The following is a 14,166-nucleotide window of genomic DNA, read 5'->3' on the forward strand; positions in this document are numbered from 1 at the left end:
AGAACCCCAAGAGCCACAACTATAGTGAAGGATTGCTCAAGACAGAATTGGTCAGAAATAAAATTGATCTGTTGAAACTCATGATCTGGATAATTGAGTCGTGCTAAATCCAGAAACTCCCCAACTAAATCGAGTCCCAGATAGCGTTCCATTTTGGTTTCAAAATAGCTATTTTTGAGAAAAGATAATAGCTCTGCTTTGCCACATCCAACATCTAAAATTGAAACTGCTCCGTTTAGAGAAACATCTTCAAACAGAAGAGAGTGAAACCTCAAGTCTTTTTTCGGGGTTCGCTCACCGAGACTCTTAGCAGAATTTAGTCCGTCTTCTGCGATTTTTTTTTGATATCTCGAAGCGATCGTTAACCCATCTTGTAACCACGCTTTAATCAAGTTAGATTTCATTTTGATATAGCTATTCTTTAGTCAAGGGATACTGTTTTGGTATCCTCCATCTACCCAAATTTTAATCAAACTATTTGACTCCATTGCTAAGAAGTTCGTTTCATTTTAAGATTGGCAGCATCTTTAAAATTTTTAACATAATGTCTGATATCAAAAAAAAATTACAGGAAGATATTGCTAGTATTAGTTGGCAAGAGATTTTACCCCACGCTAAAAGAGATGCGGTAGTAGTAATTAATGAGCAATTGGATTTATTGGAAGTTGCAGAAGCGATCGCTTTAGACGAGACTTCTCTTGTCAGTAACTGGATCGCTGAAAAATTAATTGCTAAACCTTCTAATGCACAACTGACAGAGTGGAATAGTAATCCTCAAGCAGAATTCACCGCAGCGATTGTGCAACCATTTGTTATTATTCAACCTATTAATTAAAACTTTTAAAACTTTGATAAAGAAAAGATAGAAAACTTCATCAACACAAATTGATAAGGTATATTAAGCTCATTGTCTTAGCAATCTAATTAAGTATCTTAATCCAGCTATGGATAGATGCCAAACGCTCTATTGAGTGTAACAACTAATTACTATTTGCCTTTAAAAAATTAACTTACCTCAAGCTTTAACTATCTGTGGTTAAAATCTCACAATAGAGATCGCCTTAAGCTACTGAATATGAGTCAATTACACAATGCCTTCACTTTATTCATCAGTTTACTGGTAGAGGCTATTCCCTTTTTACTATTGGGAGTATTGCTTTCTAGCTCTCTATTACTGTTGGTTGATGAAAGAAAGTTAATTACTAAGTTACCAAAAAATCCTTTATTAGGTGCGATCGCGGGTAGTTGTATTGGCTTTTTGTTTCCTGTGTGTGAATGTGGTAACGTCCCTGTAGCTCGTAGATTGTTGTTAAAAGGGGTTTCGCCTGCTGTTGCCGTAGCTTTTTTATTGGCAGCACCGACGATCAATCCTGTGGTAATTTGGTCTACTTGGGTTGCTTTTGGTGGACAACCTCAAATTGTGTTTTTAAGAATAGTTTTTTCTTTAATTATTGCGATTGCTATTGGTTGTTTATTTAGCGTACAAAAAGATGTCAAGGGTTTATTACAACCAAGGTTGATTAAAAGACTTAATTTTTTAGAAAATCAACAACAAAATTTACAATCATCTCCTCAAGAAAAAGTAGAAGTTCCTGCTCTATTACAATCGGGGAGTTTTTTATTGGGAGAGTCGGCACAGCCTTTAGTAATGAATGAAGCTTTGTTAGTTGAAAAGCCTCAGTTACAGTCAAGAAAAGTATCAAAACAAAAGTGGCAACAGTTTATTGATAATGTGCTGCAAGAGCTACAAGAATTGGGAGGAATGTTAGTACTTGGTAGTGCGATCGCAGCTACGATTCAAGTTTTTGTTCCCAGAGAAGTAGTTTTTAGTTTAGGACAAGATAACATTACTTCGATTTTGGCGATGATGTTACTGGCTGCAATTGTTTCTATTTGTTCGACGGTTGATTCTTTTTTTGCGTTATCTTTTGTTTCTACTTTTACGAGCGGTTCGATTTTAGCCTTTTTGGTTTTTGGCCCTACTATTGATATTAAAGCTTTGGGTTTAATGCTTTCTATATTCAAGCCGAAAATAATTATTTATCTATTTGCCATTATTGCTCAACTGGTCTTTTTAATGACCTTTGTTTATAGTTATTTCTTTTAGATTATTCTATGAGTAACCTTTCTTCTTCTGTTAAGAAAAGCGGTAATTATCGTTTGACTCAGTTACTAAGTGTTTTAGCTGTTTTAGCTTGGGGAATTCTTTTATTAAAATATGCTATCACTGGACAATATCAACTGTTGATTCACCCCAACTATTTTTACTTGATGCTTTTTACCAGCATTTTGTTATTAATTATTGGGATTATGAAAACACGAAAGTTATTAAAGACATCGATTAGTGTTGTAGATGATGAACAACATTTAACAATCTTTCCTCCTGGTATTGGGAGTAGCTTACTTTTGTTATCCGCGATCGCTGGTTTAATTATTCCTCCCACTGTTTTAGCTTCTCAAACCGCACTACAAAGGGGAGTTACCGAAACTCTTCCTTTAACCAGCTATCAACCCCAAGCCTTTGTTACCCAAACCCGACCAGAAGAGCGATCGCTTATTGAATGGATACGTACCCTCAACGCCTATCCCGAACCCGATGCTTATAAAGGGCAACCAGCAAAAATTACAGGTTTTGTGATTCATGTACCCGAACTTCCAGAAAATTACCTATTATTATCCCGTTTTATCCTCACCTGCTGTGCCGTAGATGCTTATCCTGTGTTTATCCCTGTCGAACTATCCACAAATCGTCAACAATACCCCCCCGATACTTGGTTAGAAATTGAAGGTGCAATGACAACCCATACTCTCAAAATACGCGATCGTTCCGATACTCCTAAAGAAAAACGCCGACTGGTATTAAAAGCCAACAACATCAAACAAATTCCTACTCCTTCTAATCCTTACAGTTATCAGTGAACAGTCATCAGTTATTGGACAATCAATATTTGTATTCTGTTCTCATTCCTCACTCGCTACTTATCTACTTAAAAACTTCCTGATTCCTGATTCCTCATTCCTTAAAAAACTTCCTCATCCTTCAAATAATGCAGACAATAGATAAAATTGCCGTTATAACTATTATTGTTTTAAGCTTTACCATTAGTATCTTGGTTTGGGGGACAAATGCTTGTGGTACAGAATGTTTATTTCATGTCAAACCCCAAGTAACTAATTTTAGCTGGCAAAACAAAGCCATTGGTCGAGAGGATCGGGCTTTTTTACTTTATTTCAACCGCCCTATCGATCGCGATAGCATAGAAAATAATTTAGTTATAGAACCCCCTTTAGAAGGCAAAATAAGCTGGTCTGGGAATAAGTTAGCCTACACGTTGGATGCTCCCGCACCTTATGGAGAAAAATATCGTCTTTTTTTAGAAGCGGGAAACCAGCAATTTGCAGGAGGAGAAGCAGCAGGAGAGGCGATTAAACCATTTTTCGGACAATTTAAGACTCGCGATCGCGCTTTTGCCTACATTGGAAGCGAAGGAAACAACCAAGGTAGATTAATTCTTTATAACTGGACAAAGCAAGAAAAAACAGTTTTAACCCCTGACAATCTCGTAGTTTTTGATTTTGAACCCTATCCCCAAGGCGATCGTATTTTATTTTCTGCGGTGGCAAAAAAACAGCAGCAAGACATTAGTCAACTAAAGCTTTACAGTGTGACTACTGGAGTTAATGATAATTCTTCGCCAGCATTTAACCCCGAAATTCAATTAGTTTTAGACAGCAAAAAGTATCAAAACAATAAATTTGATTTGTCCCAAGATGGCAAAACTATTGTTGTGCAACGCATTAATCAGAATAATGCTAATGATTTTGGCTTGTGGAAAATTACCGAAGATCTAGTACCCCAACCCTTAGAGACAGAAGCAGTAGGCGACTTTTTACTCACTCCAGACAGTCAAACCTTAGCAGTAGCACAAGGAGAAGGGATTGCTTTGTTACCCCTAAATCCTGATGCTGTACCACTAGACTTTTTACCCCAGTTTGGTCGTGTTGTGACCTTCTCGACTGACGGAATGGCTGCTGCGATGGTTAATTACAACACAGAGAATGCCGACTTACGCTATACCAAATCTCTCTATTATGTTAACAACCAAGGAGTTCAAAAAGAGTTACTTAACTTAGAGGGTTCGATTATCGACTGTCAATTTAATCCCACCGCTACCCATCTTTACTGTTTACTAACAGAATTAAAATTTTCCAATAATCTTACCTTAGGACAAGCTGACGCAGAATACCGAGAACAGCCTTACCTTGCAGAAATAAACCTCAAAACAGGTAAAACTATTCCTTTACTAGCTCTACCTGAATATCATGACAGTGAGCTTAGTGTTGCTCCCGACGGCTTAGGAGTCCTATTCGATCAAGTACTGACTACAAATACCCCTGTTACAGAAGCAAATCCCTCTGATAGTTCTTCAACCATCATTAAAAGTCGTTTGTGGCTACTTCTTCCCCCCACTAATGAATCAGAAGTTCATCAAGTAGAACAACTACCCCTGATCGGCTTTCATCCCCAGTGGTTACCGTGAGGAACAAAGTTACCTTTCTTTCATCGGAATGTAGGGTACTTTGTGCTTTCCTGTATAGATTTGAGTAGGACGGAAAATACGATTAACAGCTAATTGTTCCTTCCAGTGAGCGAGCCATCCCGCAACACGGGCGATCGCAAAAATCGGGGTAAATAAATCACTGGGAATACCTAATTTGTTGTAAACTAATCCAGAGTAAAAATCCACATTAGGATAAATTCCTTTCGCTCCTAATTTTCCTTCGATTACCTTTTCTAGCTCTAAAGCAATTTCGTAATAAGTATCGTATCCTGTCTCTTCAAATAGTTGCTCTGCTAAACTTTGCAAAATACTAGCTCTAGGATCTTTTACTTTATAGACTCTGTGTCCAAAACCCATAATTTTTTGCTTATTAGCAATTTTTGCTTCCACATAGGGTAAAACATTCTCCACTGAGCCAATTTCCTCTAGCATTAAGAGTACTTCTTCGTTGGCTCCTCCATGAAGAGGCCCTGCTAAAGTACCGACAGCAGAAGCAATTACGCCATAGGGATCGGTTAGGGTTGAAGCTGTTACCATCGCGGAAAATGTCGAAGCATTGATGGTGTGTTCTGCATGAAGAGTTAAACAAACATCAAAAACTTTTGCAGCTATGGGGTGAGGCTTGCGCTCGGTTAGCATATAGAGAAAGTTGGTAGCATAGTCCAAATCATCATTGGGCTGAATAGCATCATTTCCTCTCCGCATCTGGTGAAAAGCTGCTACCATGGTCGGAATTTTGGCTAACAAACGCACTACTGCTTTTCTGATATATTCTGGATTATCTAGAGCGCGACGAGAATAGAACAGTCCTAAAGCTGCTGCGGAAGTTTGCAGTGCATCCATTGGATGACCAGTTTCAGGAAAACACTTCATCATATCTCGAATGCGATACTTAATACGACGGTGATACAAGATATCTGTCTGAAATTGTTTGAGTTCTGCTTTATTAGGCAGTTTTCCCCAAATCAACAAATATGCCGTTTCCACAAAACTACTTTGAGCTGCTAATTCCTCAATTCTGATTCCGCGATATTCTAAAACACCGTTAATTCCGTCTACACAAGAAATACTAGATTGAGTGGCTGGAATATTTTCTAAACCTGGTTGATATTCACAAAATGTAGATATAGTTGTAGTAGATGTCATATTAATCTTTAATTTTTCCTATAAAGTATTGTTTTAGGAAGATAGTCATAAACCACCAATGTAACCTAAGTAGTACTATCAGTATCATAAATAAACCGCATCCAGCTTGAAACCCATAGTTTTTCTAAATAGTGGTGAGAACCTGTGGATGCTCCATCCGCCAAGGAAGGCTGACCAAAACCGTTCGAGGTTTTAAGAGTATAGGTGCTTATTGCCTATGACCTCCGTCAAAATTCGATTTTTCTAACTGGACAAGGTTTATTTTATGTTCTTAAGAATACAATTATTGTGGCTTATTCTACTTTTTCAGTATTAATACGTAGAATAAACTGCATTATGAGTTGTTTTTTGTTTGTTGCTAGTTGCTAATTTTCATCTCCTGCTTCCTCTGCTTCCTCTATTGGTTCAGAACTATTTGTATCTTCAGAAGGTATAGGTGTGGTAGGAACGGGTGCTGTAGGAACAGATTCTAAAGCGGGTTCTGGCTCGCGTACTTCTGGAATGGGTAAAACAAAGAAAAGTCCTGCTGCGATCGCTAAACTAATTGTACCTGTTATTAGAGGAATTACTCTTTGAGCCATTGGCTCATCTGGCTGACGAAAATGCTTAGTAACTAACTTTAATTCTGAAGAGACATCGGGTAAAGCTTTAGTATCTGCGTAAAATTGGTCGATAACTTCTACTAAATCAAACAATTCCAAAGTTTTAAGCACTATTTCCTGCTTAGATTGTCCTTCTTTGGGGTCAGGCTCTAAAGTAAGATTATGTACTCCTGGCTTATCTGTGGGCAAAACTTGTATCTTGGGGTACTTTTTTGGATTATCTTGAGAATGAGACAAACCGCTTAAAAATTCTTGAGCATAACTACTAACCGCACTAGCTAGGTTTTCGAGAAAAGCCCGTCCTCCACTCAGACGCTGATTGGAAGTAGCAAAATAACATTCTGCACTGGTCAAAATGGAAATAGAAGATTCCTGAGCTTGAGAACTATCTTCTACGAACTCTGAATTTTCATCAAAGCCATCTAAAACTAAAGTGCAGTGGGGTTTGGTATATTGTTTTCTAGTATTCATCTCTCTTCACGTATTTCAATACAGTCGGTGGTTGGTGGTTAGTGTTTAGTTGGTGGTTGGTGGTTGCTCGTTGTTACTTAATTACTTACTTGTTACTTACTTATTACTTATTACCTTTTACTTTCCCATCTCCCTTGTCTTCCCTTGCTAACATTACGCTTCCTCATTCGGAGTTCCTCGTTCTTTAACTTTAGATTTCTCCATCAAAAAGACTAAACCAAATTCTTTCTAAGCCTTTAGTTCCCGTACAGAAAAGTAGTTTGCGTAGTAAAGACAAAGCTAATTCGTTCAGTTCAGACTGGGATTGTAAATACGAAGCCACTTTAGTTCTGCGAGAATTCATTCGACTGCGGAAGTGAGCGCGGAAACGTTCCAAATACTCAGAAAGGCGAAAATGATTTTCCATTGGTAGCTGCTTCTCTCGCATTTGCTGTTCTGCATCTATCAAATGTCTTGTTAAAGGTTCTAAATCTTTAGCACGAAAAGCAGCAAGAATCACTAAGGTTTTGGCTTCTTTCAAGCTTAAGATATTTCTTGTATAAGAACGTCTCCAAGGATTACTACAGCGTAAACGCCATAAAGCAACTCTGCTAGGGATAATATTGGTTAATTCTAGCTGCTTGACTGTCGCTAGCATTCTTTCTGATGCACCCAATTCCAAAGCTTCTACTGCTAATAAAAGTAAATCTATTTGTTGTTGAATATGAGGGGAACATCCCTTTCCAGAAAGATCTATATTTGGCAGACGGTCTAAAATTATAGGGTTATTTTGAGTGGATGGAGAAGAATCTGACACTATGCTTATGGATTGACTCATTCTAAAATTAAGTCTAGATTTTAATTATTTTTAGTTTTCTATAGAGAGACAATAATAACGTACTCTCTCTGCTGCCATGATGCCACAGGTATTTAGTTTAATAGCAACCCCAATCAATAAATCGGTTTTTTTGTATGAAACTTAAGTCTTTAGTCCGTGATATCCCTGATTTTCCTCAACCTGGAATTGTTTTTCGTGATATCACTACCTTATTAAATAATCCTCAAGGATTGCGTCACACCATTGATACTTTAGCCGAACAATGCCAAAAACAGGATTTGGTTCCTGATTACATTGTAGGCATGGAATCTCGTGGTTTTATTTTTGGTACTCCGTTGGCGTACAAGCTAAATGTGGGTTTTGTTCCTGTAAGGAAGCCTGGTAAGTTGCCTGGTGCAGTACATGCAGTAGAGTACGAGTTAGAGTACGGTACTGATACATTGGAAATTCATCAAGATGCTTTAGAAACTGGAGCAAAGGTTTTAATAGTTGACGATCTGATTGCTACTGGGGGTACGGCTAAAGCAACGGCGGATTTATTAGCTAAAATTGGTTCCCAGTTATTGGGTTTTGCTTTTGTGATCGAATTAACAGGTTTAGCTGGTAGAAAAGTTTTACCTGATGTACCGATTATTAGCTTAATGGAGTATTAAATTTTATTCGTGGTTAGTCCCGTCAAGCGGGATAATATGGGTAGAAACGTTCCAGGTCACGTCCATAAAGTGCTTGGTTGCTGGTTGCTAGCTATTACCTCTTTACTTGCTACTAATTTAAGTGCGGTCTGGCTACAACAATCCCAATCGCATTTCTGACATTTTGTACGTAATCTTGTAAGTCGGAGGCAATAACTACTTGACCAGCAGGAGAGGCATGAATTAAGCCTATATTTCCTCTCTCATCTTGATAAACTAATCCTGTATGAGTAAAATCTAAGCCTTTGATGTTTGTGGCAATGCCTATAATGTCTCCTGGTTGTAATCGCTCATAAATACTTCTAACATTCTGAGTTGGAATGTAGTTAAAATTTAATTGCTCGAGACTTTTTTCTACATTAGTAATACATTGATAGTTATGTTCGTTTTTCAACTGAGCATAGCTATTACGATTAGTAGTCATGAAATCCAGCTTTTTCTGAATTGTAGTTCCACCTAAATCTGCCGTAATATTAGTAACTAAATTGCGCTTTTGGTTATCAGCAATCCAATGAGAAAAATAATGTAGGCGACTACAGTAATCAATCATTTTTCCTTGGCTATATCTTTGCTCTACGACATTCTTGGTAAAGTTGTCATAGTTATAATCTTGACTAGCAATACTACGTGCGATCGCTATTACGGATTCCACGAATAATACACAATCAAATTTTTGTAAAGAAATAACTAAAGTTTCTTGAGGGGATCGATCTAATAATCCTGCTTGATATTGTGAACCCAAGAAATCGGTGGCAACTGTTTGAATAATTTCTCCAAATCCAGTTTGTTTTAAATTAGTTTCAATTGCTTTATTGATTAAAGATTGAAATATTTTTTCGTCTTTAGTATCGGGTAAATAGATAATTTCTTGGCTAATTTCTCGCTCTTGTTGCTGTTTTTCTTTCTCTATCAAAGAAGCAATTTCTCTATTAATAATTCTGCGATTTTCAAGCTCATTAGGATAAGAATTAACAGGCATTTTTGTATTTAAAAATACAGAAAAAATAAGAATTTCCAGACTTAATTTTAAATAAGTGGCAAATTGATGACTCATATAAGTAGTTGTAAGTAGGTATGTAAATTAAATTATTTGGTGGAGAAGGTAGGTAATAGGGAAAAAATGTGTAAATAATTTTACCTGAGTAATTAAAATAAAAATAAGATGTTACTAACTTTGTTTTATGAAGTAAATAATAATACTTTTTGTAGTGATTATTTTGCTCCAGATTCAGAGACTAACCACAAAAAGGACATAAAGTATACTTTGAGAATCGGATTCAGTACTAACAAAAAAAGCGATCGCTTGTAGATGTCGATCGGGATGTTTTATAATCAAAGCTAAAAACTCAACTTATATCAGGAGGTTAATCAGCTTGAACGCATCAGAAAGAGCTAAGGGATTAAATATTACCACCAAAATAGCTTCAGTAGTCAACCTTTTTAAAGCTCAATTTCCTGATGTCAAAGCAGACTTAAAACCTTGGAAAAACGATCCTGATACCCGTGAATTAGTAGACCCAGACTCAATCGATATTGGTTTTCATTTTCCTGGTTGGAGTCCTCGCCTTCAATGTAACAGTATCTTGGTGCAAATTCGTTTTTATAAAGATCCTTTAGAAGAAACCGAAAAATTTATTGGTTTAGAAACGGCGGGTTTTAGTCATGTAGGACAAGCATGGCGATTTTCTACTGTGGAAAACTGGCAGCTCTTAGGAGAGCATCAACCAGCAACCCAAGTAGAGGATAAGTTGAAGATTTTTTCTCGTCAAGTTTTTGAACTATTTTCTAAGTAGATTTAAACAATTGAACTCCATGCTTGCGATGGAGTATCAAGTTGACATTGTGAGTAAATTTTCAATCGCTGAGGTTAGTTTTTGAACTCTAATTGTGGATTCTGTATTAATTTCGACTAAAGTTTGCAGAGATTCACTCAAAGCGAGAATTTGATATCCTTGCTGAGAAGTTTTTTCTTGTTCTTGCTCCATCTGTTCTACTAAAGCATTAATTTTAGATGATAAATGCTCTACTGTTTCAGAAGCCGAAATTACAGCTTCCCCTATATGTTCGCAAATGATTTCCAGCCGTTCAACTCTCAACTCTAAAGATGAATCGGTGCGCTGCGGAATCATAATTTTTCATCATCTTTTAAAGGCTAACTATACGGCTATTGGTTACGAATTAACTGTTCGATCCATGTCTTTGTTGATGCCATTTCCAAGCATCACTAATTATTTTGTGTAAGTCAGCATATTGAGGATTCCAACCCAAAATTTTACGGGCTTTTTCACTACTACCAACCAGAATGGGTGCGTCTCCCGCACGGCGATCGCTTTCTAGAGCAGGGATTTCCACTCCCGTGACTTTTCTAGCCGTTTCAATCACTTCTTTGACAGAAAAACCGTTACCATTGCCCAGATTAAAGACTTCAGAATCTCCTCCGTCTAACAGATATTCTAAGCCTAAAACATGAGCAGAAGCTAAATCATTGACATGAATATAGTCTCTAACTGCTGTCCCGTCAGGAGTATCGTAATCCGTACCAAAGATATAAAGCTGTTTGCGCTTACCTAAAGCAGTGAGCAAAGCTAAAGGAATGAGGTGAGTTTCAGGAGCGTGATCTTCTCCTAAGTTACCATTAGGTTCTGCTCCAGACGCATTAAAGTAACGGAAAGCAACAGATTTTAAATCAAAAGCAGTATCAAAGTCGGCGAGTATGCGCTCTACCATATCCTTACTAGCAGCATAAGGGCTAAGAGGATTGTGGGGATGATTTTCTTTCATCGGAATTTCTTTCGGCATTCCATATACCGCACAGGTAGAAGAAAAGACGAATTTGTTAATTCCTGCTGCTAACATTACCTCTAGTAAATTGAGGGTGCTAGAAACATTATTTCTGTAGTACTTTCCTGGTTCATTAACCGATTCTCCCACCGCGATGTAGGCTGCAAAATGCATTACCGCAGCTATGTCATGGGTAACAAATAATTGCTCTAACAATTCGCGATCGCTAGTGTCACCAATTACTAACTCTACTTTAACTACATCTTCAATAATCTCTCGGTGTCCATAAGCTAAGTTATCGAGAACAACTACTCCGTAACCTGCTTTTTTTAGTGCTAATGCTGCATGAGAGCCAATATAGCCAGCACCGCCAGTAACCAAAATAGTGGGTTTTGAGGACAACACCGATACTCCTTAATTGAATTTTTACCGAGAATCAATTATATAGTCTCAGTTTAGTTTAGTATAGTCGGCTGAGATTATAATCCGTAAGTTCTTTGAGAGCTTTAGCAGAATCAGAAGCAGCAAGACAAGTTAGATTATCTTTGGCTTTTTCTGTATATGTAGCAGCAAGTTTTCTGGCGCGATTTATAGCTTCTCCTTTTTTGACAATGGCAACTGCTTCTTCTAAATCTCCTTCTTCACTAAATTCTCTCTCGATGAGAACTTGTAAATAGGGCTTCTCCTCCATAGCATAGATAACGGGTATCGTTAAAATTCCACTGGCTAAGTCTGAACCTGCGGGTTTACCCAATACTTCTGTTGAGCCAGTAAAATCAAGAATATCATCGACAATTTGAAATGCTAAACCCAAATTACGACCATATTGATACAAGTTATTGGCAATTTCTGGGCTGACATCACTTAAAATTCCTGAAGCTTTGGCACTATTGGCAATTAAAGAAGCAGTTTTGTAATAGTTTTTGTCCAGATAATCATCAACAGAAATATTAGTATCAAAGCTACTAAGACTCTGTAAGATTTCTCCTTCTGCGAAGTCTCGAATGACCTCAGACAGCAACTTGACAACTTCTAAATTATCAAGATCGGCTAAATACCAAGAAGATTGAGCAAATAGAAAATCACCCGCTAACACAGCAACTCTATTATCAAACAGACTATGAACTGTGGGGACATTGCGACGAACATTAGATTCATCCACTACATCATCATGTACCAGACTCGCAGTATGAATCATTTCCGTAATTTCTGCTAATTTACGATGGCGGGGAGAGATATCTTGTTGAGCGGAACTGGTATTTTTGTCGTTGCTGATAATTGCTCTGGCAACTAATAATACAATAGCAGGTCGGATTCGTTTGCCTCCAGCATCAAATAAATGTTCTGCTGCTGCTCTGAGAATGGGGTGACGCGCCCCTACCAGTTGTTTGAGGTTTTCTGTCAGAATATGCAAATCGCCATCGACAGGAGCTAATAAAGAGCTAGTAGTTATCATTGTTAAGCCAAATTTGGCACTTATATTAGTTAAGAAAGTTTACATATTATTGTACTTATTTTAAGCTAACCTAACCCAAGCACAAAATTTTACTTAAAAAAAAAGATTTTTTAAGAGGTGCTGAAACTCTCTTCTACTATAGACATGACGGAGTTTTTCTGCTATGATATTCATAGATATTTCCAAAAATTGAATACTCAATCCAAGAGTACTACTTCCTAAATACGGGAGCATTAGATAGCTATTAGCAGTGTGTTTAATATAGCAAAGTAGTTTCTGGATTTTGCAGACGATTGAATGGTATAGCAGCATCTCAAGAACTTTTTGGTGTAGCTAGAAATAGTGTAGATTAAAGCGTTTAATTTACCTTGTTTTGGGTTACAAACCGAACAGTTTCTTTGCTAATTTTTGGTGTGAGGATAGATACATTTTTTGATGATTATCTCATCCCCCTATTTTATAGTGGGCTGTTGATGGCTTTTGAAGCATTGGAGAACTTTTTTGGTCTCATTCATCAAAGCCTGAGAGAGCATCCACAACAACCCTTACTTCAACTCAAAAAGCTCACCTAACCTTACTATTCAAGCTATGGAATACGGATCGATTACCTTACTCATTCCCCTGTCAGCTGCTGTTTATTTAATGACAATATACGCAGTGTTAAAAATAGCAGAAAACCTGCAAAAAAAGAGGGCCACATCCTCTAGTGATATAGGAAACATAAGTAACTAACAGTTTAATTCGGTGGTTATAGTTCATTGATGGCGATTAATTGCTCATCGATTTGAACTTGTTCTACTGAAGGCAGAAAACCCAGCCATTGCTCGGAAAGAAAGGCAAATTGTTGGGTCAAGCCACTAACGCAAAAACGAGTTGGTGCAGGAGCTTGATTACTTTTTAGCCCCATCAACTCCAGTTCTTTCTCTGCTGCTACTACTATATATTCTGCTGGATCGATAATACTAATCGATGGCGGTAATATAGATTGAAAAACTTTTTCCAAGTGGCGGTAATGAGTGCAACCATAAATTAAAGTATCAATCTTTTGCTCGATCAATGGCTGAAGATATTTATCAGCTACTTCTTTTGTGGAGGCAGAATCAATTTGATTTTGTTCAATTAACATCACAAATTCAGGACAGCCTACTTGCCAAACTTTAACGGTAGGATTGACTTCTTCAATGGCTCGACCATAGGCATTACTAGAAGCCGTAGCAGGAGTTGCAATCACGCCAATTCTTTTGCCTTGTTGTACCGCAGCCCTCGCTCCAGGAAGAATCAAACCTAAAATGGGGATGTCATATTCATCTTGTACTGTTTCTAAAGCCAAGGCAGAGCTGGTATTACAAGCCATAATCACCATTTTGACACCTTGGGCGATCATCCAGTCAATAATTTCACGGACATATTGTAAAATTTCTTCTGGTGATTTTGTACCGTAGGGAAGTCTAGCAGTATCACCAAAGTAGAGAATCGACTCTTGTGGCATTTGCCGATAAATTTGTCGTAAAACAGTTAAGCCACCCACACCACTATCAAAAAGACCAATGCGTAAATTTGAGTTTTTTGTCATTGATGTCATAATGAAAGATCTTTTATCTTAGCTATCTTACTCAAAAATAATCGTTAAAGGGTAGGT

At 37.5% G+C, this 14,166-nt stretch carries 15 protein-coding genes; 6 read left to right on the top strand and 9 right to left on the bottom strand.

All coding sequences use genetic code 11. From position 1 onward, the window contains the following. Window positions 1-404, bottom strand: a 404-nt coding sequence (locus H1P_RS06390; RefSeq protein ID WP_144865263.1) for a methyltransferase domain-containing protein, incomplete at its 3' end; no start/stop codon positions are given. A gap of 140 nt (window positions 405-544) precedes the next feature. Here H1P_RS06390 and H1P_RS06395 point away from each other — a divergent pair. The 4 genes from H1P_RS06395 (at window position 545) to H1P_RS06410 (ending at window position 4,541) form a co-directional block, all read left to right on the top strand. After that, entirely contained in the window at window positions 545-835 is a 291-nt protein-coding gene (locus tag H1P_RS06395) for a DUF2288 domain-containing protein (protein ID WP_144865264.1), read from the top strand. 240 nt (window positions 836-1,075) lie between these two features. Next, window positions 1,076-2,107: a permease gene (locus H1P_RS06400; RefSeq protein WP_144865266.1), complete on the top strand. Its 1,032-nt coding sequence runs from the start codon at window positions 1,076-1,078 to the stop codon at window positions 2,105-2,107. 8 nt (window positions 2,108-2,115) lie between these two features. Then, window positions 2,116-2,919, top strand: coding sequence for a TIGR03943 family putative permease subunit (locus H1P_RS06405; protein ID WP_144865268.1), 804 nt, complete (start codon window positions 2,116-2,118; stop codon window positions 2,917-2,919). A gap of 128 nt (window positions 2,920-3,047) precedes the next feature. Next, entirely contained in the window at window positions 3,048-4,541 is a 1,494-nt protein-coding gene (locus H1P_RS06410) for a hypothetical protein (RefSeq protein WP_144865270.1), read from the top strand. 9 nt (window positions 4,542-4,550) lie between these two features. On the opposite strand, the gene H1P_RS06415 is transcribed toward H1P_RS06410, so the two are convergent. The 3 genes from H1P_RS06415 to H1P_RS06425 all read right to left on the bottom strand — a co-directional run bounded on the left by H1P_RS06415 (window position 4,551) and on the right by H1P_RS06425 (window position 7,598). Continuing rightward, window positions 4,551-5,708: a citrate synthase gene (locus tag H1P_RS06415; protein ID WP_186375862.1), complete on the bottom strand. Its 1,158-nt coding sequence runs from the start codon at window positions 5,706-5,708 to the stop codon at window positions 4,551-4,553. 365 nt (window positions 5,709-6,073) lie between these two features. Next, window positions 6,074-6,781 carry a DUF4335 domain-containing protein gene (locus H1P_RS06420; protein WP_144865272.1) on the bottom strand — a complete coding sequence of 236 codons (708 nt, stop codon included), beginning with the start codon at window positions 6,779-6,781 and terminating at the stop codon, window positions 6,074-6,076. A gap of 190 nt (window positions 6,782-6,971) precedes the next feature. After that, window positions 6,972-7,598, bottom strand: coding sequence for a DUF3038 domain-containing protein (locus H1P_RS06425; RefSeq protein WP_144865274.1), 627 nt, complete (start codon window positions 7,596-7,598; stop codon window positions 6,972-6,974). 134 nt (window positions 7,599-7,732) lie between these two features. On the opposite strand from H1P_RS06425, the gene H1P_RS06430 reads away from it, so the two are divergent. Next, window positions 7,733-8,251 (top strand): adenine phosphoribosyltransferase, encoded by a 519-nt coding sequence (locus H1P_RS06430; RefSeq protein WP_144865276.1) that lies wholly within the window; start codon window positions 7,733-7,735, stop codon window positions 8,249-8,251. Window positions 8,252-8,363: 112 nt separating this feature from the next. On the opposite strand, the gene H1P_RS06435 is transcribed toward H1P_RS06430, so the two are convergent. Continuing rightward, on the bottom strand, window positions 8,364-9,269 hold the full coding sequence (locus tag H1P_RS06435) for an N-acetylmuramoyl-L-alanine amidase-like domain-containing protein (protein WP_144865278.1): 906 nt from the start codon (window positions 9,267-9,269) through the stop codon (window positions 8,364-8,366). A 394-nt stretch (window positions 9,270-9,663) separates the two neighbouring features. Here H1P_RS06435 and H1P_RS06440 point away from each other — a divergent pair, with 394 nt between their 5' ends. Next, window positions 9,664-10,083, top strand: a complete 420-nt coding sequence (locus tag H1P_RS06440) for a hypothetical protein (RefSeq protein ID WP_144865280.1) — start codon at window positions 9,664-9,666, stop codon at window positions 10,081-10,083. A 36-nt stretch (window positions 10,084-10,119) separates the two neighbouring features. Here H1P_RS06440 and H1P_RS06445 read toward each other — a convergent pair whose 3' ends face one another. The 4 genes from H1P_RS06445 to murI all read right to left on the bottom strand — a co-directional run bounded on the left by H1P_RS06445 (window position 10,120) and on the right by murI (window position 14,100). Continuing rightward, window positions 10,120-10,419, bottom strand: a complete 300-nt coding sequence (locus H1P_RS06445) for a hypothetical protein (protein ID WP_144865282.1) — start codon at window positions 10,417-10,419, stop codon at window positions 10,120-10,122. 49 nt (window positions 10,420-10,468) lie between these two features. Beyond that, window positions 10,469-11,476: a UDP-glucose 4-epimerase GalE gene (gene galE, locus H1P_RS06450; RefSeq protein ID WP_144865284.1), complete on the bottom strand. Its 1,008-nt coding sequence runs from the start codon at window positions 11,474-11,476 to the stop codon at window positions 10,469-10,471. Window positions 11,477-11,531: 55 nt separating this feature from the next. Beyond that, complete coding sequence (gene sds / locus H1P_RS06455; RefSeq protein ID WP_144865286.1) at window positions 11,532-12,527, bottom strand: solanesyl diphosphate synthase; 996 nt, start codon at window positions 12,525-12,527, stop codon at window positions 11,532-11,534. 748 nt (window positions 12,528-13,275) lie between these two features. Beyond that, a complete protein-coding gene (gene murI, locus H1P_RS06460; RefSeq protein ID WP_144865288.1) occupies window positions 13,276-14,100 on the bottom strand; it encodes a glutamate racemase in 825 nt (274 codons plus the stop codon). Window positions 14,101-14,166: the final 66 nt, after the last annotated feature.

Source organism: Hyella patelloides LEGE 07179 (assembly GCF_900659865.1).
GTDB lineage: Bacteria > Cyanobacteriota > Cyanobacteriia > Cyanobacteriales > Xenococcaceae > Hyella > Hyella patelloides.